This window comes from Nocardioides sp. BE266, from assembly GCF_031457855.1.
Lineage (GTDB): Bacteria > Actinomycetota > Actinomycetes > Propionibacteriales > Nocardioidaceae > Nocardioides.
Map to the genome: position 1 here is coordinate 49353 of NZ_JAURTI010000011.1, position 19622 is coordinate 68974.

At 69.2% G+C, this 19622-nt stretch carries 15 protein-coding genes; all 15 read right to left on the bottom strand.

Annotated elements, in window-relative coordinates; genetic code table 11:
- Nucleotides 1-62: 62 nt before the first annotated feature.
- Nucleotides 63-3644, bottom strand: coding sequence for a DNA-directed RNA polymerase subunit beta (locus J2X46_RS22725; RefSeq protein ID WP_310254641.1), 3582 nt, complete (start codon nucleotides 3642-3644; stop codon nucleotides 63-65).
- A 255-nt stretch (nucleotides 3645-3899) separates the two neighbouring features.
- Nucleotides 3900-4691 (bottom strand): DnaJ domain-containing protein, encoded by a 792-nt coding sequence (locus J2X46_RS22730; RefSeq protein ID WP_310254643.1) that lies wholly within the window; start codon nucleotides 4689-4691, stop codon nucleotides 3900-3902.
- Nucleotides 4688-5356 carry a hypothetical protein gene (locus tag J2X46_RS22735; RefSeq protein WP_310254645.1) on the bottom strand — a complete coding sequence of 223 codons (669 nt, stop codon included), beginning with the start codon at nucleotides 5354-5356 and terminating at the stop codon, nucleotides 4688-4690. The genes J2X46_RS22730 and J2X46_RS22735 overlap by 4 nt, the downstream gene beginning before the upstream one ends.
- Before the next feature lie 59 nt (nucleotides 5357-5415).
- On the bottom strand, nucleotides 5416-6729 hold the full coding sequence (locus J2X46_RS22740; RefSeq protein WP_310254647.1) for an MlaD family protein: 1314 nt from the start codon (nucleotides 6727-6729) through the stop codon (nucleotides 5416-5418).
- Nucleotides 6726-8138, bottom strand: coding sequence for an MCE family protein (locus J2X46_RS22745; RefSeq protein ID WP_310254649.1), 1413 nt, complete (start codon nucleotides 8136-8138; stop codon nucleotides 6726-6728). The genes J2X46_RS22740 and J2X46_RS22745 overlap by 4 nt, the downstream gene beginning before the upstream one ends.
- On the bottom strand, nucleotides 8135-9280 hold the full coding sequence (locus J2X46_RS22750; RefSeq protein ID WP_310254651.1) for an MCE family protein: 1146 nt from the start codon (nucleotides 9278-9280) through the stop codon (nucleotides 8135-8137). The genes J2X46_RS22745 and J2X46_RS22750 overlap by 4 nt, the downstream gene beginning before the upstream one ends.
- Nucleotides 9281-9282: 2 nt before the next feature.
- Nucleotides 9283-10245: an MCE family protein gene (locus tag J2X46_RS22755; RefSeq protein WP_310254653.1), complete on the bottom strand. Its 963-nt coding sequence runs from the start codon at nucleotides 10243-10245 to the stop codon at nucleotides 9283-9285.
- On the bottom strand, nucleotides 10242-11279 hold the full coding sequence (locus J2X46_RS22760) for an MlaD family protein (protein ID WP_310254655.1): 1038 nt from the start codon (nucleotides 11277-11279) through the stop codon (nucleotides 10242-10244). The genes J2X46_RS22755 and J2X46_RS22760 overlap by 4 nt, the downstream gene beginning before the upstream one ends.
- On the bottom strand, nucleotides 11276-12550 hold the full coding sequence (locus tag J2X46_RS22765) for an MCE family protein (protein WP_310254656.1): 1275 nt from the start codon (nucleotides 12548-12550) through the stop codon (nucleotides 11276-11278). The genes J2X46_RS22760 and J2X46_RS22765 overlap by 4 nt, the downstream gene beginning before the upstream one ends.
- 7 nt (nucleotides 12551-12557) lie before the next feature.
- Complete coding sequence (locus tag J2X46_RS22770; protein WP_310254657.1) at nucleotides 12558-13382, bottom strand: ABC transporter permease; 825 nt, start codon at nucleotides 13380-13382, stop codon at nucleotides 12558-12560.
- A gap of 2 nt (nucleotides 13383-13384) precedes the next feature.
- Entirely contained in the window at nucleotides 13385-14170 is a 786-nt protein-coding gene (locus J2X46_RS22775) for an ABC transporter permease (RefSeq protein ID WP_310254658.1), read from the bottom strand.
- Between the two features lie 6 nt (nucleotides 14171-14176).
- Entirely contained in the window at nucleotides 14177-15133 is a 957-nt protein-coding gene (locus J2X46_RS22780) for an ABC transporter ATP-binding protein (protein ID WP_310254659.1), read from the bottom strand.
- Nucleotides 15134-15276: 143 nt separating this feature from the next.
- Nucleotides 15277-16257 (bottom strand): electron transfer flavoprotein subunit alpha/FixB family protein, encoded by a 981-nt coding sequence (locus J2X46_RS22785; RefSeq protein WP_310254661.1) that lies wholly within the window; start codon nucleotides 16255-16257, stop codon nucleotides 15277-15279.
- On the bottom strand, nucleotides 16254-17027 hold the full coding sequence (locus tag J2X46_RS22790; RefSeq protein WP_310254663.1) for a hypothetical protein: 774 nt from the start codon (nucleotides 17025-17027) through the stop codon (nucleotides 16254-16256). Before J2X46_RS22790 ends, J2X46_RS22785 begins: the two co-directional genes overlap by 4 nt.
- Nucleotides 17027-19564 carry an FAD-dependent oxidoreductase gene (locus tag J2X46_RS22795; RefSeq protein WP_310254664.1) on the bottom strand — a complete coding sequence of 846 codons (2538 nt, stop codon included), beginning with the start codon at nucleotides 19562-19564 and terminating at the stop codon, nucleotides 17027-17029. The genes J2X46_RS22790 and J2X46_RS22795 overlap by 1 nt, the downstream gene beginning before the upstream one ends.
- Nucleotides 19565-19622: the final 58 nt, after the last annotated feature.

Sequence of the window (19622 nt, forward strand, 5' to 3'; positions counted from 1 at the left end):
CGTGGAAAGTTGAGCTGGGGACTGAGGGAGGTACGCCGGCCGGAGCCGGCGTACCTGCGCACTCAGACTTCTTCGACGGAGCTGGGCTCGCGGCGGGACAGGTCGATGCCGAGCTCCTCGGCGGCGCGGAAGACGTCCTCCTCCGCGTCCTTGAGCTCGATCTGCGAACCGTCCTGGGAGAGGACCTCCACGTTGAGGCAGAGGGACTGCATCTCCTTGACGAGCACCTTGAACGACTCGGGGATGCCCGAGTCGGGGATGTTCTCGCCCTTCACGATGGCCTCGTAGACCTTCACGCGGCCCGGCACGTCGTCGGACTTGATCGTGAGCAGCTCCTGGAGGGCGTAGGCAGCGCCGTAGGCCTCCATCGCCCAGACCTCCATCTCACCGAACCGCTGGCCGCCGAACTGGGCCTTACCGCCCAGGGGCTGCTGCGTGATCATCGAGTAGGGGCCGGTCGAGCGAGCGTGGATCTTGTCGTCGACGAGGTGGTGCAGCTTGAGGATGTACATGTAGCCGACAGCCACCGGTTCCGGGAACGGCTCACCCGAGCGACCGTCGAAAAGGGCGGCCTTGCCGTCCTCCTTGACCATCCGCTCACCGTCACGGTTGGGCAGCGTGGAGCCGAGCAGACCGGTGATCTCGTCCTCGCGGGCACCGTCGAACACGGGGGTCGCGACCTTGGTGTCCGGGGAGGCCTTGTCGGCGCCGATGGCGATCAGGCGCTGCTTCCACTCGGCGTTGCCCTTCTCACCGGACAGGTCGAGGTCCCAGCCCTGCTTGGCGAGCCAGCCCAGGTGGAGCTCGAGGATCTGGCCGATGTTCATACGACGCGGCACACCCAGCGGGTTGAGCACGACGTCGACCGGCGTGCCGTCCTCCATGAACGGCATGTCCTCGACGGGCAGGATCTTGGCGATGACGCCCTTGTTGCCGTGACGACCGGCGAGCTTGTCACCGACCGAGATCTTGCGCTTCTGGGCGACGTAGACGCGGACCAGCTGGTTGACGCCCGGAGGAAGGTCGTCGCCGTCCTCGCGGTCGAAGACCCGGACGCCGATGACCGTGCCGGACTCACCGTGGGGCACCTTCATCGAGGTGTCGCGCACCTCGCGCGCCTTCTCACCGAAGATCGCGCGGAGCAGGCGCTCCTCGGGGGTCAGCTCGGTCTCGCCCTTGGGCGTGACCTTGCCGACGAGGATGTCACCGGTGGTGACCTCGGCGCCGATGCGGATGATGCCGCGCTCGTCGAGGTCGGCCAGGCCCTCCTCGGAGACGTTCGGGATGTCCCGGGTGATCTCCTCGGGGCCGAGCTTGGTGTCACGCGCGTCGACCTCGTGCTCCTCGATGTGGATCGAGGTGAGGATGTCCTCCTGCACCAGGCGCTGGCTGAGGATGATCGCGTCCTCGTAGTTGTGACCCTGCCAGGGCATGAAGGCGACGAGCAGGTTGGTGCCCAGCGCCATCTCGGCGTCGTCGGTGCAGGGACCGTCGGCGATCGGCGTGCCGACCTCGAGGCGGTCACCGGCCTTCACCAGCGGGCGCTGGTTGATGCAGGTGCCCTGGTTGGAGCGACGGAACTTGGCCAGCTTGTAGGTCTGGTAGGTGCCGTCGTCGTTCATCGTCTCGATGGCGTCGGCGGACACCTCCTTCACCACACCGGCGTTGTCGGCCACGACCACGTCACCGGCGTCGACCGCGGCGCGGTACTCCATGCCGGTGCCGACGAGCGGGCTGTCGCTGGTGATCAGCGGGACGGCCTGACGCTGCATGTTGGCGCCCATGAGCGCGCGGTTGGCGTCGTCGTGCTCGAGGAAGGGGATCAGGGCCGTCGCGACCGACACCATCTGGCGCGGCGAGACGTCCATGTAGTCGACCTCTTCGGCCAGGATCGCGTCGACCTCGCCGTTCTTCTGGCGGACCAGCACGCGCTCCTCGACGAACTTCATCTTCGCGTCGAGGGGGGCGTTGGCCTGGGCGATGACGTAGCGATCCTCGTCGTCGGCCGTGAGGTAGTCGATCTCGTCGGTGACGACACCCTTGACCACGCGGCGGTAGGGGGTCTCGACGAAGCCGAACGGGTTGATCCGGCCGTAGGAGGCCAGCGAGCCGATCAGGCCGATGTTCGGGCCTTCAGGGGTCTCGATGGGGCACATGCGGCCGTAGTGCGACGGGTGGACGTCACGGACCTCCATGCCGGCGCGGTCACGGGACAGACCACCGGGACCGAGGGCCGACAGGCGACGCTTGTGCGTCAGGCCGGCGATCGGGTTGGTCTGGTCCATGAACTGGCTCAGCTGCGAGGTGCCGAAGAACTCCTTCAGCGCCGCGACCACGGGACGGATGTTGATCAGGGACTGCGGCGTGATCGCCTCGACGTCCTGGGTCGTCATCCGCTCGCGCACCACGCGCTCCATGCGGGCCAGGCCCGTGCGGAGCTGGTTCTGGATGAGCTCGCCCACGGTGCGCATGCGGCGGTTGCCGAAGTGGTCGATGTCGTCGGCCTGGACCTTGACGGGAGCACCGTCAGGACCCTCGACGACGTTGCCCTCCGCGTCGACCAGGTCGGTCGACTCGACCTGCGCGCCGGCAGCGTGCAGCTGCACGACGTAGCGGATCGCGGCCACGACGTCGTCGATGGTCAGCGTCTGCTGGTCGAAGGCCTCGTGGAGACCGAGCTTCTTGTTGATCTTGTAGCGGCCGACCTTCGCCAGGTCGTAGCGCTTGGGGTTGAAGTAGTAGTTGTTCAGCAGCGTCTGCGCGGCCTCGGCCGTGGGCGGCTCGCCTGGGCGGAGCTTGCGGTAGATGTCGAGCAGCGCGAGGCGGGTGACCTCGTCGTTGACCTGCTCGGCGGTGGGGGCCTCGCCCCGCGCCTTCTTCTGCAGCTCCTCGTAGACGACCTCGTAGCGGACGCTGTCCTTCTCGAGCGTCAGCATCATGGACTCGTACTGACCGAACTCCTCGCGGATCTGGTCGGTGGTCCAGCCGAGGGCCTTGAGCAGGACGGTGACGTTCTGCTTGCGCTTGCGGTCGAGGCGGACGCCGACCAGGTCGCGCTTGTCGATCTCGAACTCCAGCCACGCGCCACGGCTCGGGATGAGCTTGGCGGTGAAGATGTCCTTGTCGGACGTCTTGTCGGGCGTCGACTCGAAGTAGACGCCGGGCGAACGGACGAGCTGCGACACGACGACGCGCTCGGTGCCGTTGATGATGAAGGTGCCCTTGCGCGTCATCATGGGGAAGTCGCCCATGAAGACGGTCTGGCCCTTGATCTCGCCGGTCTCGTGGTTCATGAACTCGGCCGAGACGTAGAGCGGGCGGGAGTAGGTGAAGTCCTTCTCCTTGCACTCCTCCTCGGTGTACTTCTCGTCCAGGAAGACCGGGTTGTCGAAGGAGAGCATCATCGTCTCGGAGAAGTCCTCGATCGGGGAGATCTCCTCGAAGATCTCCTGCAGACCGGTCTTCTCGGAGACGTCCTCACCGGCTGCCCTGCGGGCAGCGACCTCGTTCTCCCAGCGATCTCCACCGACCAGCCAGTCGAAGCTGCTGGTCTGGAGCGAGATGAGCGGGGGAACCTCGAGGGGTTCGGTGATCTTTGCAAAAGAGGTACGGCGGTGGTTACCAGCAGAGCTGCGCGCGGCCAAGAGGTGTCCTCACAGATGAGCAAGTGATCGGCGCCGGCCGACCACCACGACAGCCGTCCGGAGGGCGTCGGGCATCTGAGGGCAGGCGCAAGGACCCACGATAGCGCACTTGTGGACACGCCTCAAACGCGGGGTCGATTTCCCGAAGGGAGGAGTGCCACGCGTTGGCCATGACTATGAACGCCGAAGCGCCCCCGGTCAAGCAGAACGCGCCGATCCGACCCGTTCGGGCTAGCCCTGCCCCTCTCCCTGCCCCTATCCCTGGACGGGTGAGGTGATGAGGTCGTCGACCAGCCACTCGCCGTCGACGAGCTGCATCGACAGGGTCACCTGGTCCTTGTAGACCGTGGGTTCGGCGCTGAGCTTGTTGGTCGTCGGGCGGTCCACGAAGACCAACACCTGCACCCGGTCGGCGGCGGCGCGCACGATGCCCGAGGCCACCACGTCGGCGATGACCTTCGTCTGCGTCTGCGGCGCGTTCTCCTGCAGCACCGCGAAGAGCTTGTCGTACTCGGCCTTGTACTTCCCCGTCATCAGCGACGTCGCAGCCTTCTGGTCCTCGTCGAGGTGCTGGTAGTCGTAGGACAGCACGGGTACGACGGCGCTCTCGGCCGCGACCTGCGCGGCGCGGGCGGCGGAGTCGTCGCCTCCGTCGCCTCCGGCGCTCCACATCCACACGACCGCGGCGACGAGTCCGGCGGCGAGGATGCCGAGACCGGCGAGGAGCCAGGACGGCACGGTCCGGGGACCGGCGGACGACCGGGCCACGGCTCGCTGCTCGCGCTCGGCGAGGACGGGCGCAGAAGCCGTCACGGGTGGGACGACGTCGGCGGTCCCGTCCTCGGCGTCCTCCTCGGGCAGCGAGGCGTCGTACGCCGCTCGGGCCTCGGGGTCGAGCAGCACCTTGGCGGCCCGGTTGAGGGCGTCGAAGCGGCGGTCGCCGGGCTCGAGGTCGGCGATCTGGGTCTTCCATGCCGCGCGGACCTCGTCGGGGGACGCGTCGCGCGAGACGTCCAGCAGGTCGTACCAGGTGGGTGCGTCGCTCACGGCGTGCTCCCTTCTCCCGTGCCCGTCCCCGGGTCGGTGCCACCCTCGGCGGCGTCGTCCGGGCTGCTGACGGGGGTGAAGTCGTCGACGAGCCACTTCCCGTCGATCAGCACGAGGTCGACGGTGAACCGGAACGGCAGCGGCTCCTGGTCGACGGTCGTGGCCTTCTTGCCCGTCCCCTGGGCGTAGCTGTCGGTGAAGGCGCCTGCCACGAGGACCCGCGCGGAGTCGTCGTCGATGGAGGACACCGCGGTGGCGAAGACGTCGGCGGTGCGGGTGATCCGGCCCTGGGCGACGAGCTGCTCGGCCGTGGCGACCTCCTTGTCGAAGTCGGCGGCGAACTTGGGCGTGATCACCTCCCGCACCTGGTCGCGGTAGGCGGGCATCTGCCCGGAGTCGTCGAGCATGTCGGGGCTGTAGGTGCCGAGCCGCTTCACGAACTGGTCGGTCAGGCTCATGACCTGCTCACGCTCGTCGGGCAGGTCCAGCCCGCCGGCGGAGGACCCACGCCCTCCCACGGACAGCCAGACGAGCATGGCGACGCAGACGACCACCACGAGGGCGAGCAGCCCGGCCAGCACGACCCTCCATCGAGGCGGGCGCGGCTGGTCGGCGGCCGCAGCGGCGGTCCCCGGCGACTCACCGCGGCGGGCGCGTTCGGTCATGACGGACATTGTTCCCTCCCTCGAGAACGGACGACTCCTCCCTCAAGGAGCCTGGTGGTTCAACGACTGGGGGTCTGCGACGTCACGCTCTCCCCGAGCAGCGGCTCGAGGTAGAGCCACTTCCAGCTGTCGTCGCCCAGGGTGCGGGGCGAGGCGACGCGCTGTCCGAGCAGTCGCTGGATCGCGGTCGGGTCCGAGGTGAGGTGGCCCGTCGCCGGGTCGTAGGCGAAGTCGGGGGTGTCCCACCCGGTCGCCGCGCGGGGCGACTGGATGTTCTGCGCGCCGCGGGCGTTGGTCTTCGACGCCGGCGCGGTACAGCCGGCGTCCTCCTTCATCGGCCGGTTGCTGCCGTCGAGCGGCGAGCGGCGGTCGGTGTCCTCGTAGCCCTGGAGGCACACGGGCGGGTCGTTGGTGAGGACCATGCCGAAGTGGGCGTCGTAGAGCCCGGTGCCGGGCGACTTCGAGACGACCGTGAATCCGCCCTCGACGACGTACGGGTAGAGGACGAGCAGCTGCTCGATGCCGTCGATGTGCTTGACGACGACCTCGCCGGTGGTGACCAGGTTGTTGATCAGCTCGCCGAGCTCGACCTCGTTGTCCTCGAGGAAGGTACGCAGCTCGTTGGCGCCGATCGAGCCGTCCTCGATGAGCTTGCGGAGGTCCTTGTCGTGGTTGGCGACCGTGGTGGAGAACGTCGACAGGTCTCGGGCAAAGCGCCGGAACGCGCCCTCCGAGGCGATCTGGCCCTTGAGCACGGTGTTGCTGTCGCGGATCAGGTCGACGGTCACGCCGAAGTTCTCGTCGGCCGCGGTGATGAACGCGTTGCTGCTGTCGAGGATCGTCTGGAGGTCCTGGCCGGCGCCGTTGAAGGCCTTGCCGAACTCGGAGGTCACCGTGCGCAGGTCGTCCTCGTCGACGCTGCGTACCGTCTCGTCGAGGTGGGTCAGCAGCGTGTCGGTCTGGATCGGCGTGGTGGTCAGGTCGCGGGCGATCTCGGAGTCGTCGCGGAGGTAGGGCCCCTTGTCGCTCTGCGGCTGGAGCTCGACGTACTGCTCGCCGACCGCGGAGCGGTTGCCGACCAGCGCGTGCGCGTCGGCCGGGATCTGGTCGAACTCGTTGTCGATGTCGAGCACCAGGTCGACGCCGTCCTTGGTCAGGCGCAGCTCCTCCACCTGGCCGACGCGGACGCCGCGGTAGGAGACCTCCGCCCCCGCGAACGCGCCGCCGGAGTCGGCGAAGTGCGCGACGACCGTGTAGCTCTGGTCGAGCAGCACGCGGTCGAGGCGGGCGTAGCGCGCACCGACGAAGCTGACGCCGACCAGCGTGATGAGGGCGAAGACCAGCAGCTGCACCTTGGTCCGACGGGTGATCATCGCTCCACCATCCCCGGGACCAGGAGGCTGACGAGCGCCGGGTCGTAGAGGTCCATCAGGTCACGCACGGTGTAGCCACCCCGGGGTTCGCGCTCGTCGGTGCCGGCCCGCGGGAGGCCCGTGGGGAGCAGCGTCGTGGGCAGCAGGGTCGGCGGCAGCGTGGTCGGCACGGGCACGGGCGGCGAGGGCAGGCCGGGGATAGCATTGAGCTCGCGGCACACGTCCTTGTCCTTGTTCTCCGCCTTGGCGCACTCCTCGCGCAGCTGCAGCAGCTTCTGGGCGTTGGCGAGCACCTTCTTGCAGGCGTCGCTGGTGAGCGAGCCGCTCTGGAGGCAGGCCAGGACGTCGTTGACGATCACCGTCGGGTCGATGACCGTCGGCAGGTTCGTCGGCAGCGACGGGGACGCGCTCGCCCCACCCGCCACGTCGACGTCGAGGGTGATGGAGAGGTTGGTGTAGTCGCCCATGTGCAGGTTGCGGGCGACCTGCGGGTCTCGGCCCACGACCTCGTCGACGAACGGGTACGTCAGGAAGACGTGGAAGGCGTTGGTGAAGTCGTCGCCCGACGCGGCGAGCTGCGTGAGCACGGGGTTGAGGCGCTGGAGCGAGGTGATCGTGGAGTCCTTGGACTTCGCGATCACGTCGACCGCGACCGCGGAGAGGTTGTCGAGCGCCTCGAGCATCTGGACCAGGTCGTCGCGCTGCCGGTCGATCGACTCCAGGGCGCTGGGGAGCTCGTCGAGCGCCTTGTCGATGGTGGGCAGCTGCTTCTCGGCGGCGATCGAGAGCCGGTTGAGCTGCTCGATCGCGTGGACGATGTCGGCCTTGTTGTCGTCGACCTGGCCCATGAAGGTGCGCAGGTTGTCCAGCACCGACCTCGCGGAGTCCTCGCGGCCGTCGAGCGCCGAGTTGAGCTCCTGGGTGATGGTCTTCAGCTGCGCGACACCGCCGCCGTTGAGCAGCAGGCTCAGGGCGCCGAGCACCTCCTCGACCTCCGGGTTGCGGCCCGCGCGCTCGATCGGGATGGTGTCGCCGTTGCTCAGCGCGTTGGCACTCGCGCCCGTGTCGGGGGCGCTCAGCTCGACGAACTTCTCGCCCAGCAGGCTGGTCTGGCGCAGCTCGGCGACCGCGTTGTCCGGGAGCTTCACGTCGCGGCGGACCTGGAGGGTGACCAGCGCCTGGTAGCCCTCGAGGTCGATCGCGGTCACCTTGCCGACGCTGACGTCGTTGACCTTGACCGTCGACTGGGGCACGAGGTCGAGGACGTCGGCGAACTCCACCTTGATCGTCATCGGGTTGTCGCCGACGTCGGGACCGCCGGGCAGCGGCAGTCCGTAGACGCTGAAGTCGCAGGCGGACAGGAACATCGCCACCAGCACGCCCAGCACGAGCACCTTCACGCGCTTCATCGCTCCACCTCCACGAGGCCGCCGAGGGTGGGGTCGAAGACGTCCTGCGCCGGCAGCCGGTCCGGCTTGCCGAGCGCGCCGGGTCGGTTGTTGCCCAGCAGCCTGGTGATCTGGTTGCAGACCTGGCCCGAGCGCTCCACCTGGCCGACGAAGCCGCACAGGAACGCGGCCGGGTCGGCGTTGAGCTGGTTGATCGACTCGCCGAAGTTGGCGCGCGTGTCGAGCGTGCCGGCCTGCGGGTTGTAGGTCAGCGCCAGGTTGTTGAGGGCCGCCGGCGCGACGTGCAGGATCTCGTCGAGGGCGGCGCGCTGGCGCACCAGCACCTTCGAGACCCGGTTGAGGCCGCTGATGTTGCGGGTCAGCGAGTCCTTGTTCTCCTCCACGAAGCCCTTCACCGCCGTCAGCGCGACGGAGAGGTTCTTGGTCGCCGAGACGAGCTCCTGGCGCTCACCGGCCAGCATCGTCGAGACGTCGGCGAGCGACTGGTTGAACTGGCGCACCGTCTGGTCGTTGTCGGCAAGGGTCTGCATGAAGCCCTCGAGCGCCTTCACCGAGCCGAAGAGCTCCTCCTTGTTGCCGGCCAGCGTGGCGCTGAGGCGGGAGAAGTCCTTGATGGTCTGGCGGAACGTCGTGCCCTGGCCGCCGAAGTTGTCGGCCGTGACCGAGAGCAGGTCGGACAGCGCGCCGGTCTTGTTGGCGCCGTTGGGGCCGAGCGCCACGTTGAGCCGGTCGAGGCTGTCGTAGATCTGGTCGAGCTCGAGCGGCTCGGCGGTCTGGTCGACGCTCAGCTCGGCGCCGTCGGTCAGCACGTCGCCCGTGCCGGAGTACGCCGGCGTGAGCTGGACGTAGCGGTCGCCGACCACCGACGGCGCGATGATCACCGCCCTGGCGTCGGACGGCAGCTTCACCGTGTCGTCGTACGTCATCGTGACGGTGACGTCGGTGCCGGTGGGCTCGACGCGGGTCACGGTGCCGACGGGCACGCCGAGCACGCGGACGTCGCTGCCCTCGTAGACCGAGATGGTCCGCGGGAAGTGCGCGACGACGGTCTTGGAGCTGTCGCCGCCGAGGAAGCTGATGGCCGACGCGACGATGAAGGCCAGCACGATGAGGGGCACCACGAGGCGCTTGAAGAGGTCCATGGTCAGCCCACCTGCGGAACCGGGGGGAAGTTGGAGATCCACGTGTCGAACCACGGGCCCGTGCCGAGGGTGTTGGCGAACACCCGGTAGAACGGCGCCATCAGCCGGAGGCTGCTGTCGAGGTTGTCCTCGTTCTTGTTGAGGACCGCGACGACGTTCTCGAGGTGGGCCAGAGCCGGCTTGAGGTCGGCGCGCGACTGGTTGATCAGGGCGGTCAGCTCCTTGGACAGCGTCGTGCTCGACACCAGCAGCTCGTGCACCGCGTCGCGGCGCGCGACGAGGGCGCGGAACAGCACGTCGCTGTCCTTCATCAGCTTGATGATGTCCTCGTCGCGGGCGTCGAGGACCTTGGAGACGCGCTCGAGGTTCTGCAGCAGCGTGTTGAGCTGCTCGTCCTTGGCGGCCACGTTGGCCGAGAGCCGGCTCAGGCCGGTCAGCGCGCCGCGGAACTCGTCGGGAGTGTTGCGGGTCAGGTCGGCCAGCGTGGTGAGCGACTCCGCGAGCTGGTCGGTGTCGATCTGCTCCGACGTCGAGGCCAGGCCCTCGAAGGCCTCGACCACGTCGAAGGGCGAGGAGGTGCGCTCCTCCGGGATCGTGCCGCCCTCGTCGAGCTGGCCGGAGCCGGCCGGCTCGAGCGCCAGGAACATCGAGCCGAGGATCGTCTTGACCTTGATCGCGGCCCGGGTCTCGGTGCCGAAGTCGGCGGCGTCGTCGACCTTGAAGCTGACCTTGACCTGGTCGCCGTCGAGCGCGATGTCGTCGACCTTGCCGACCCGGACGCCGGCGATGCGGACCTCGTCGTTGACCTTGAGGCCGCCGGCCTCGCTGAACATCGCGTGGTAGGTGTCGCCGCCGCCGATGACCGGCAGGTCGTCCGCGCGCAGGGCGGCCACCATCACCATCGCCAGGACGACGAGGCTGACGGCCCCGACGACGATCGGGTTGCGCTCGCGGAAGGGCTTCATCCGAGATCACACCTGTCGGAGCCGGTGTTGTACTTGACCGGCAGCGAGACCCCGCCGGGCAGGTTGACCCGGCCCTGGAACTCGCAGAGGTAGAAGTTGAAGAACGAGCCGTAGATGGCGGTCCGGCCGATCTTGTTGAGCTTGATCGGCAGCACCTGCAGGGCCCGGTCGAGCTCGGCCTTGTTCTTGTCGATGTTGCCCGCGACCGCCCGCAGCTCCTTGATGTCCTTCACGAAGGGCTCGCGGATGCCGTCGATCAGCGAGGCGGTCTCGACCGACAGGGAGGAGACGTCCTCGAGCGAGTTCAAGATGGCGTACCGGTCCTTCTTCAGGCCGCCGACGAGCGTCCGGAAGGAGTCGATCAGCCGGGTCAGCTGCTTGTCGCGGTCGGCGACGTGGTCGAGGACGAGCGACAGGTTGTCGATCAGGTCGCCGATCACCTGGTCGCGGTCCGCCAGCGTCGAGGTGACCGAGGCGGTGTGGGCGAGCAGCCCCTCGAGGGTGCCGCCCTCGCCCTGGAAGACCTGGATCAGCTCGTACGACAGCTTGTTGACGTCCTCCGGCGAGAGGGCCTGGAAGAGCGGCTTGAAGCCGTTGAAGAGGACCGTGAGGTCGAGCGCGGGGTGCGTGCGCGAGACCGGGATCGTCGAACCGGCGGGCAGCCGCTGGGTGTCGCCGACCTCCTGGGTCAGCGAGATGTAGCGCTGCCCGACGAGGTTGCGGTAGCGGATCGAGGCGTTCGTGCCGCCGTTGAGCGAGGTCGCGTCGTCGACGGAGAACGTGATCAGCGCGCGGGTGCGCTCGATGATCTTCACGTCGCTGACGGTGCCGACCCGCACGCCCGCGACCCGGACGTCGTCGCCCTTGTTCACGCCGGTGGCGTCGGTGAACTCGGCCTTGTACTCGCGCGAGGAGCCGAAGCCGATGTTGCCGATGGTGACCACGAGCACCGTGGTGGCGAGCGAGGTCACGACCACGAAGACCAGGAGCTTGACCAGGTCGACGGAGGTCTTCTTGTCGAGGAGGGCGCTCATCGCAGCGACACCTCCGCCCCACGGGCCATCGGGCCGACGAGCAGCACGCCCAGGTCGGGTACGTCGTCGGCGCTGACGCCGAGACCAGGTGCGAGCAGCGCCTTGAGGAGGTGCGACTCGTCGCGGCCGCCGGCGTAGCCGGCTGCAGTGCCGGACCAGCCGGGGCCGACGCGGCTGGTGCCCTTGCCGGTGGGCTCGTCGATGCCGTCGACGAAGTTGGGCTGGTGGGTGACCGGGTTGCTCTGCGACCACGGCGGGGTGGGCAGCCTGCCGCAGTAGTAGCCCCGCTTGTCGCCGTACACCGGCGCGTCCTGCGGGCCGTAGGCGCGCGGCTGGTTCGGGAGGGTCTCGAGCACGATGTGGAGCGTGAACCCGCGGAAGGCCTGGGCCTGGAGCTTGCCGGCGCCGACGATGCCGCCGAGGAGGCAGGGGTAGCCGGGGGCGTAGCGCGCGAAGACCTCGAGCTGCGTCGCGGCGAGGTCGCCGAGGCGCACCAGGTTGTCGCCGTTGTTGCGCGTGAACCGCTCGGCGACCGCGGCGAACTTCGAGACGTCGTTGAAGAGCGCCTTGAGCTTCTCCTCGCGGTCCTCGAGCGTGCCGGTGGTGGTGATCGTGTTGCGCAGGATCGTGGCCACCTCGGGCAGCACGTCGGCGTAGGTGTCGGACACCTTCGCGGTGAGCCGGAGGTCCTGGATCAGGCCGGGGAGCTCGGGGTTGAACTTCGTGAGGTAGTCGTCGAGCGTCTCCAGGCTCTCGCCGAGCTGCTCGCCGCGGCCCTCGAGGGCGGTCGCGATCGCATTGAGGGTCGTGTTGAGGTCGGCCGGCTGGACCGCGCGCAGCAGCGGGTAGAGGTCGCCGAGCACCTTCTCGACCTCGATCGAGAGGTTGGTGCGGTCGATCTCGTCGCCGTCGGCGATCGGCTTCGCCGACGATCCGCCGTCGGGGACGATCAGCGACACGAACTTCTCGCCGAAGAGCGTCTTGGGCAGGATCGAGGCGGTGACATCGCTCGGGATGTCGGTGGTGCGGTCCTTGTAGAGGCCGAGCGTGATGTCGGCGCCGTCGGCCGTCGGCTCGTAGCCGAGCACCTCCCCCACGATGACGCCCTTGATCTTCACGTCGGCGCGGTGCGGGAGCTGCAGCCCGATCCGCGACGCGTGGACGGTGACCTCGTCGTAGTCGCTGAACTTCTTGGTGAACACGCCGTAGGTCACCCACACGCCGGCCAGCATCAGCACGAGGAAGACGACTCCCAGGGTCTTGCGCCTCATCGCCCGCTCACCCCGCCAGCCGCACGGTGGTGGCCGCGCCCCAGATGGCCATGGACAGGAACAGGTCGAGCACGTTGATGGCGACGATGCTGGTGCGCACCGCGCGACCCACCGCGACGCCCACGCCGGCGGGGCCGCCGGACGCGTTGTAGCCGTGGTAGCAGTGGATGAGGATGACGGTCACGGCGAAGACGAGCACCTTGCCGAAGGACCAGAGCACGTCGCCCGGTGGCAGGAAGGCGTTGAAGTAGTGGTCGTAGGTGCCCGAGGACTGGCCGTAGATCTGCGTCACCACGAGCCGGCTCGCGAAGTACGACGACAGCAGCCCGACGACGTACAACGGGATGATCGCGATCAGGCCGCCGATCACGCGGGTGGCGACCAGGAACGGCATCGACGGGATGGCCATCACCTCGAGGGCGTCGACCTCCTCCGAGATGCGCATCGCGCCGAGCTGGGCGGTGAAGCCGCAGCCGACGGTGGCGGCGAGCGCGATGCCGGCGACGAGCGGCGCGATCTCGCGGGTGTTGAAGTAGGCCGAGACGAAGCCGGAGAAGGCGGCCGTGCCGAGCTGGTTGAGCGCGGCGTAGCCGGACAGGCCGACCTGGGCGCCGGTGAAGAACGTCATGCCGATGATCACGCCGACGGTGCCGCCGATGACGGCCAGCGCACCCGAGCCGAGGGTGACCTCGGCGAGGATCCGCATGATCTCGCGGGGGTAGCGGGTGACCGAGCGCGGCACCGCCTTGAGCACGCCGAGGTGGAAGGCGAGCTGCTCGCCGAGGGTGTCGAGCGAGGCCAGCGGCTTGGCGTAGAGGTCCTTGAGAGCCATCGTCATCCGCCCTTCGGGGGCACGACCTGCAGGTAGATCATGCTGAGGACGAAGTTGGCGACGAAGAGCATCAGGAACGTGATGACGACCGACTCGTTGACCGCGTCGCCGACGCCCTTCGGGCCGCCGTTGGCGTTCATGCCCTTGTAGGACGCCACGATCGCGGCGATGAGTCCGAAGACGAGCGCCTTGATCAGGCCGATCCAGAGGTCGGGCAGCTGGGCGAGCGCGGTGAAGCTGGCGAGGTAGGCGCCGGGGGTGCCGTCCTGCAGGATCACGTTGAAGACGTAGCCGCCGGTCACGCCGACGACGCTGACCATGCCGTTGAGGAAGAACGCGACGAGCATGCAGGCCAGCACGCGCGGCACGACGAGGCGCTGGATCGGGTCGATGCCGAGCACCATCATCGCGTCGAGCTCTTCACGGATCTTGCGGGCGCCGAGGTCGGCCGCGATGGCCGAGCCGCCCGCACCGGCGATCAGCAGGGCCGTGCCGATCGGCGCGGCCTGCTGGATCACGGCGAGCACCGAGGCCGAGCCGGTGAACGACTGGGCGCCGAACTGCTTGATCAGCCCGCCGACCTGCAGCGCGATGACCGCACCGAACGGGATCGCGACCAGCGCCGTCGGGATGATCGTCACCGAGGCGATGAACCACGCCTGCTGGATGAACTCACGCAGCTGGAACGGTCGGCGGAACAGCCCGCGGAAGACGTCGAGGGCGAAGGCGAAGAGGTTGCCCGCGACGCCGATCGGCGCGAGGGCGCGCGAGGACAGGGAGGTGGCCATCGGGCGTCAGACCCCCGGAGCCAGGCCGGCGTTGCTGGACTCGAACGACCCGGGCGGCGGCGTGACGCCGTTCTCCCGGCACCACTCCCCTGCCGGGCGCTGGCTGCGACGCGGGATCCCGTTGGACGGGTCGAGCTGCAGCGGGATCGGCGGCAGCGGGGGCAGCTCCTGGCCGGCCTCCGCGGCGAGCTCGTCGGCGTCCTTCTCCTCGGACATGCCGATGGGGCCGACGCGCTGGGCGTTGAGGAACTGGCGCACGACCGGCTCCTCGGAGCTGAGCAGCTGCTCGCGGGGCCCGAACATCGCGAGGTGGCGGTGGTAGAGCAGGCCGATGTTGTCGGGCACGGTGCGCGCGGTGTTGATGTCGTGGGTGACGATCAGGAAGGTCGCGTCGATCTGGGCGTTGAGGTCGACGATGAGCTGGTTGAGGAAGGCCGTGCGCACCGGGTCGAGGCCGGAGTCGGGCTCGTCGAAGAGCACGATCTCGGGGTCGAGCACGAGGGCGCGGGCCAGGCCGGCGCGCTTGCGCATGCCGCCCGAGATCTCGCCGGGGAGCTTGTCCTCGGCGCCGAGCAGGCCGACGAGGTCCATCTTCTCCATCACGATGTCGCGGACCTCGGACTCGGACTTCTTCGTGTGCTCGCGCAGCGGGAAGGCGACGTTGTCATAGAGGTTCATCGAGCCGAACATCGCGCCGTCCTGGAACAGCACGCCGAAGAGCTTGCGGATCTCGTAGAGGTCGCGCTCCGAGCAGCTCGCGATGTCGGTGCCCTCGATGAAGATCGAGCCCTTGTCGGGCTTGAGGAGGCCGATGAGGGTCTTGAGGAAGACCGACTTGCCGGTTCCCGAAGGGCCGAGCATCACGCAGATCTCGCCTGCGGGGACCGTGAGGGTCACGTCGCCCCAGATCAGCTGCTTGCCGAACGACTTGGACAGGTCATTGACCTGGATCTCGACACCCATGCGCGCGGAAACCTCCCTTCCTCCCCGTCGCTACTCCTCAGTACCAACGCAGGACCGCGCGAGAGGTTACGCCCTGACGAGACGCTCGTCACCAGCCCCAGGAGGGGGGCGACGGGCGGGGGCCGGGAGGGGCCGCCGATGGGTCAGCCGCGTCGCCGCCGGATCTCGGCGTTGACGGCCGGCACGACCTCGTGGAGGTCGCCGATCACCGCGTGCGTCGCCTTGGTGACCATCGGGGCGTCGGGGTCGGTGTTGATCGCCAGGATCGCCTTGGCGCTGCTGCACCCTGCCCAGTGCTGGATGGCCCCGCTGATGCCGCACGGGATGTAGAGGTCGGGCGAGATCCGGCTCCCGGTCTGGCCGACCTGCTCGTGGTGCGGGCGCCAGCCGAGCGAGGTCACCACGCGGGAGACGCCCAGCGAGGCGCCGAGCAGCTCGGTGAGCTCGAGGATGTCGCCGAAGCCCTCGGCGGAACCGGCCCCACGACCGGCACCGACGACGACCTTGGCGGACTTGAGGGTGCCCGACAGGTCGGGCTCGGGCTCGTCGGTGGAGACCACGCGGGCGAGGAGGTCGGCCTCGGCCACCTCGGGGGTCTCGACGACGAGCTCGCCCGCGCCGGGCGTCTCGGCCGGCTGGGCCTGGACGGCGTGGCCGGCCACGGTGAACACGGCCGGGCGGGCGGGCAGCTGCATCTCCTCCAGCGCGGCACCGCCGACGACCTGCCGGGTGACCGTGAAGGGCGACAGGCCGCCGAAGGACAGCACGTTCGCCGCCATCGGTACGCCGCTGCGCGCGGCCACGTGGGCCATCACCTCGTTGCCGCGGGGCGTGCCGGCGGCCATCAGGACCACGGAGCCGGCCTTCTCCCGGACGGCCATCAGGCCTGCGGCCCAGGCGGCGCCGGCGAAGGCGTCGTACGGAGTCCCGGTGAGGGCGTGCACGCGGCGCACGCCGTAGGAGCCGAGCACGCCGACGAGCGCGTCGGCGGGCTGGCCGACGACGACGGCGTCGATGGGCACACCCCCACCGCTGGCGGACAGGTCGCGGGCGAAGGTGATCGCCTCGCGGGAGGTCTCCACGGCCTCGCCCTCGGGCGTGACCTCGACGAGAACGATGATCATCGGGACAGCACTCCCAGCTCCTCGAGGAGGTCGACCACGGCGGGCGCCGCCGCGGCGCCGTTGCCGAGGACCCGGACGGACGACGGGGCGGGCGGCGGCAGGACCAGCCGCACCCGGGACGGACCGGCGGGCTCGGCAGTCGGCTGCCGCTCCTCGATCTCCACCTTCTTGGCCTTCATCCGGCCCGGCACCGTCGGGTAGCGCGGCTCGACGCCACCCTCCAGGATCGTGACCACTGCGGGCAGGGGCAGCCGGTAGGTCTCGTGGCCGTCGGGCCCGTCACCGCTCGCGGTGACCTCGCCACCGGACACGCTCACCGTGCTGACGCCGTTGACCACGGGCCAGCCGAGCTCGTAGGCGAGCCGGATGCCGACCTGGAAGTCGCCACTGTCGGCGGCGTCGTTGCCGAGGAGCACGAGCTCGTGCGGGGTGCCCGCGGCCTCGTGGTCGCGGACGACCGCCGCGATCTCACGAGCCACGTCGGCCGGGCCGAAGGACTGCGAGTCGGCGACCACGTGCGTCGCCGCCGTGCAGCCGACCGCAAGCGCGGAGCGCAACTGCTCGACCGCGTCGGCGTCGCCCAGGGTCACGACCGTCGCGGCACCACCCTCGGCCGCCGCCACCTGTACGGCGATCTCGACCGCGCACTCCTCGTGCGCGCTCATCGTGAAGCCGGCGAAGCGGCCGTCCACGCCCTGGGCGTCGTCGGTCAGCACGATCTCGCTCGACGCGTCGACGACGCGCTTCACGCAGACCAGGGGGTTAACCATCAGCGGATCCGCTCGTTGGTGGGGTCGAGGAGGGGCGTGGCGTCGATCGAGCCGACGGTCACCGGGTAGAGCTCCTCCATGTAGGACACGGCCAGCTCGTTGCCGATCACGGCCTGCTCGGGCGGCAGGTAGGCCAGCAGCACGTGCTTGCCGAGCGAGGGCGCCGAGCCCGCGCTGGTGACGTACGGGTGGTGGCCGTGGCCGTCGGTGAGCATCCCGCCCTCGCGGGTGAGGATCGGCTCGCCGCCGAGCATGTAGCGCTTCATCCCGGAGGCCGAGGTGTGGTCGTCGACCGTGAGCGTGCACAGCACCGTCTGCAGGTCTGCCTCACGCTGGGCGAGGTAGGCCTCCTTGCCGACGAAGTCGGCGGCCTTGACCTTCGGGCGCTGCATGCCGGCCTCGACGATGCTGCGCTCGGCGTCGAGCTCGGCGCCGAAGGCGCGGTAGCCCTTCTCGATGCGTCCGGTCGTGCCGTAGACGCCGATGCCCGCCGGGATGACGCCGTGCGGCGCACCCGCCTCGAGCAGCGCCTCCCAGAGGTCCGCGCCCTGCGCCATCGGGACGTAGAGCTCCCAGCCCAGGTCACCGACGTACGAGATCCGGGAGGCCAGGACGGTGAGGTCGCCCGCCGCCGAGGAGACCGTGATCTCGCGGCAGGTCAGGAAGCCGAAGCCCTCGTCGGAGACGTCATCGGAGGTCAGCGAGGCGAGCACCTCGCGGGCCTTCGGGCCCCAGATGCCGATGGTGTCGACGGCGTCGGTGTTGTCGGTGAGCGTGGTGGTCCCGCTCTCCGGCAGGTGCCCCGAGAACCAGGCGCGGTCGGCCATGCCGTGAGCACCGCCGGTGACGACGCGGAAGTGGTCGTCGCCGAGCCGCATCACCGTCAGGTCGGACAGGAAGCCGCCCTTGGCGTCGAGGACCGGGGTGTAGATCACCTTGCCGACGGCGACGTCGCACTGGGCGACACAGGTCTTCTGGACCACGTCGAGCGCCTCGGGACCCTCGATGTCGAAGATGCAGAAGGCGGACAGGTCGATCACGGCCGCGGCCTCGCGCATCCGCAGGTGCTCGGCGTTGATGATGGGGCTCCACCAGCGCGAGTCCCACTCGTGCTCGCGCGGCATCACGGCGTCGCCGTACTGCTCGACGAGGCCGGCGTTGGACTCGTACCAGAACGGGCGCTCCCAGCCGGCGGCCTCGAAGAAGACCGCACCGAGCTTGGTCTGCGAGTCGTGCATCGGGGCCTTGCGCTGGTCGCGGTCGGACTCGTACTGCTCGGCCGGGTGCACGATGCCGTAGGTCTTGATGAACGACTCGGTCGTGCGCAGCCGGGTGTGCTCGCGGCGCTTCTGGTGGGCGTGGAAGCGGGCGATGTTGCTGTGGTGGAGGTCGATCTCGGAGTGACCGTCGGTCATCCACTCGGCGACCGCGCGGCCGACGCCCGGACCCTCCTTGATCCAGACCGCGGCGGCGGTCCAGAGGCCCGCCACCTCGCTCTCGCCCAGGATCGGGTTGCCGTCGCAGGTCAGCGAGAGCAGGCCGTTGATGGCGTAGCGCATCTCCGCGCCCTCGGCGCCGAGCAGCTCGGGCATCAGCTCGTAGGCCTGCTCGAGCTGGGGGTCGAAGTCGTCGGAGGTGAAGGGCATCTCGGTCGGCGAGAGCTTGGCCTGCTCGATCGTCGGGATGTCCTCGGGCTCGTGGAGGATCGCTCGGTGGGCGTAGGAGCCGACCTCCATGTCGGCGCCGTGCTGGCGCTCGTAGCAGAAGGTGTCCATGTCGCGGACGATCGGGAAGGAGATCTCCCCCTCCTTCTCGGCCAGCTGCGGGCAGGGGCCGACGCTGATCATCTGGTGCACGGCGGGGGTCAGCGGGATGCTGATGCCGGCCATGTCGCCGAGCTTCGGGCTCCAGACGCCGGCCGCGATCACGACGGTCTTCGCCTCGATGTCGCCGGCGGTGGTGCGCACGCGGGTGATGCGGCGACGGCCGTTCGGCCCCTCCTCGGTGTCGAGGCCGGTGACCTCGACGGTGGGTACGACGGTGAGCTCGCCCGTGGCGAGCGCGCGCTCGCGCATGATCGTGCCCGCGCGCAGCGAGTCGACGACGCCGACACCGGGGGTCCAGAAGGCGCCGATGAACTGGTCCTCCTCGATGAAGGGGACCTTCTCCTTCACGAAGGCGGGCGAGACGAGCTCGGCCTCGATGCCCCACGCCTTGGCGCTGGACATGCGGCGCCGCAGCTCCTCCATCCGCTCCTCCGTGCGGGCGATCTCGAAGCCGCCGGACTCGGTGAAGACGCCCATCTCCTTGTACTGCGCGACCGAGTCGAGCGTGATGTCGGTGATCTCGCGGGAGTGGTCGACGGTGAAGATGAAGTTGGACGCGTGGCCGGTCGAGCCGCCCGGGTTGGGCAGCGGACCCTTGTCGATCTGGACGACGTTCTTCCACCCCAGGCGCGTGAGGTGGTGGACGAGGCTGTTGCCGACGATGCCGGCTCCGATGACGACGACGTCGGCGGTCGCGGGGACCTCGGCCATGGCTTCCTCCTGAAGGATGAATCGTTGCGTATCATGCAACTTGTTGCGCTATGTGCGA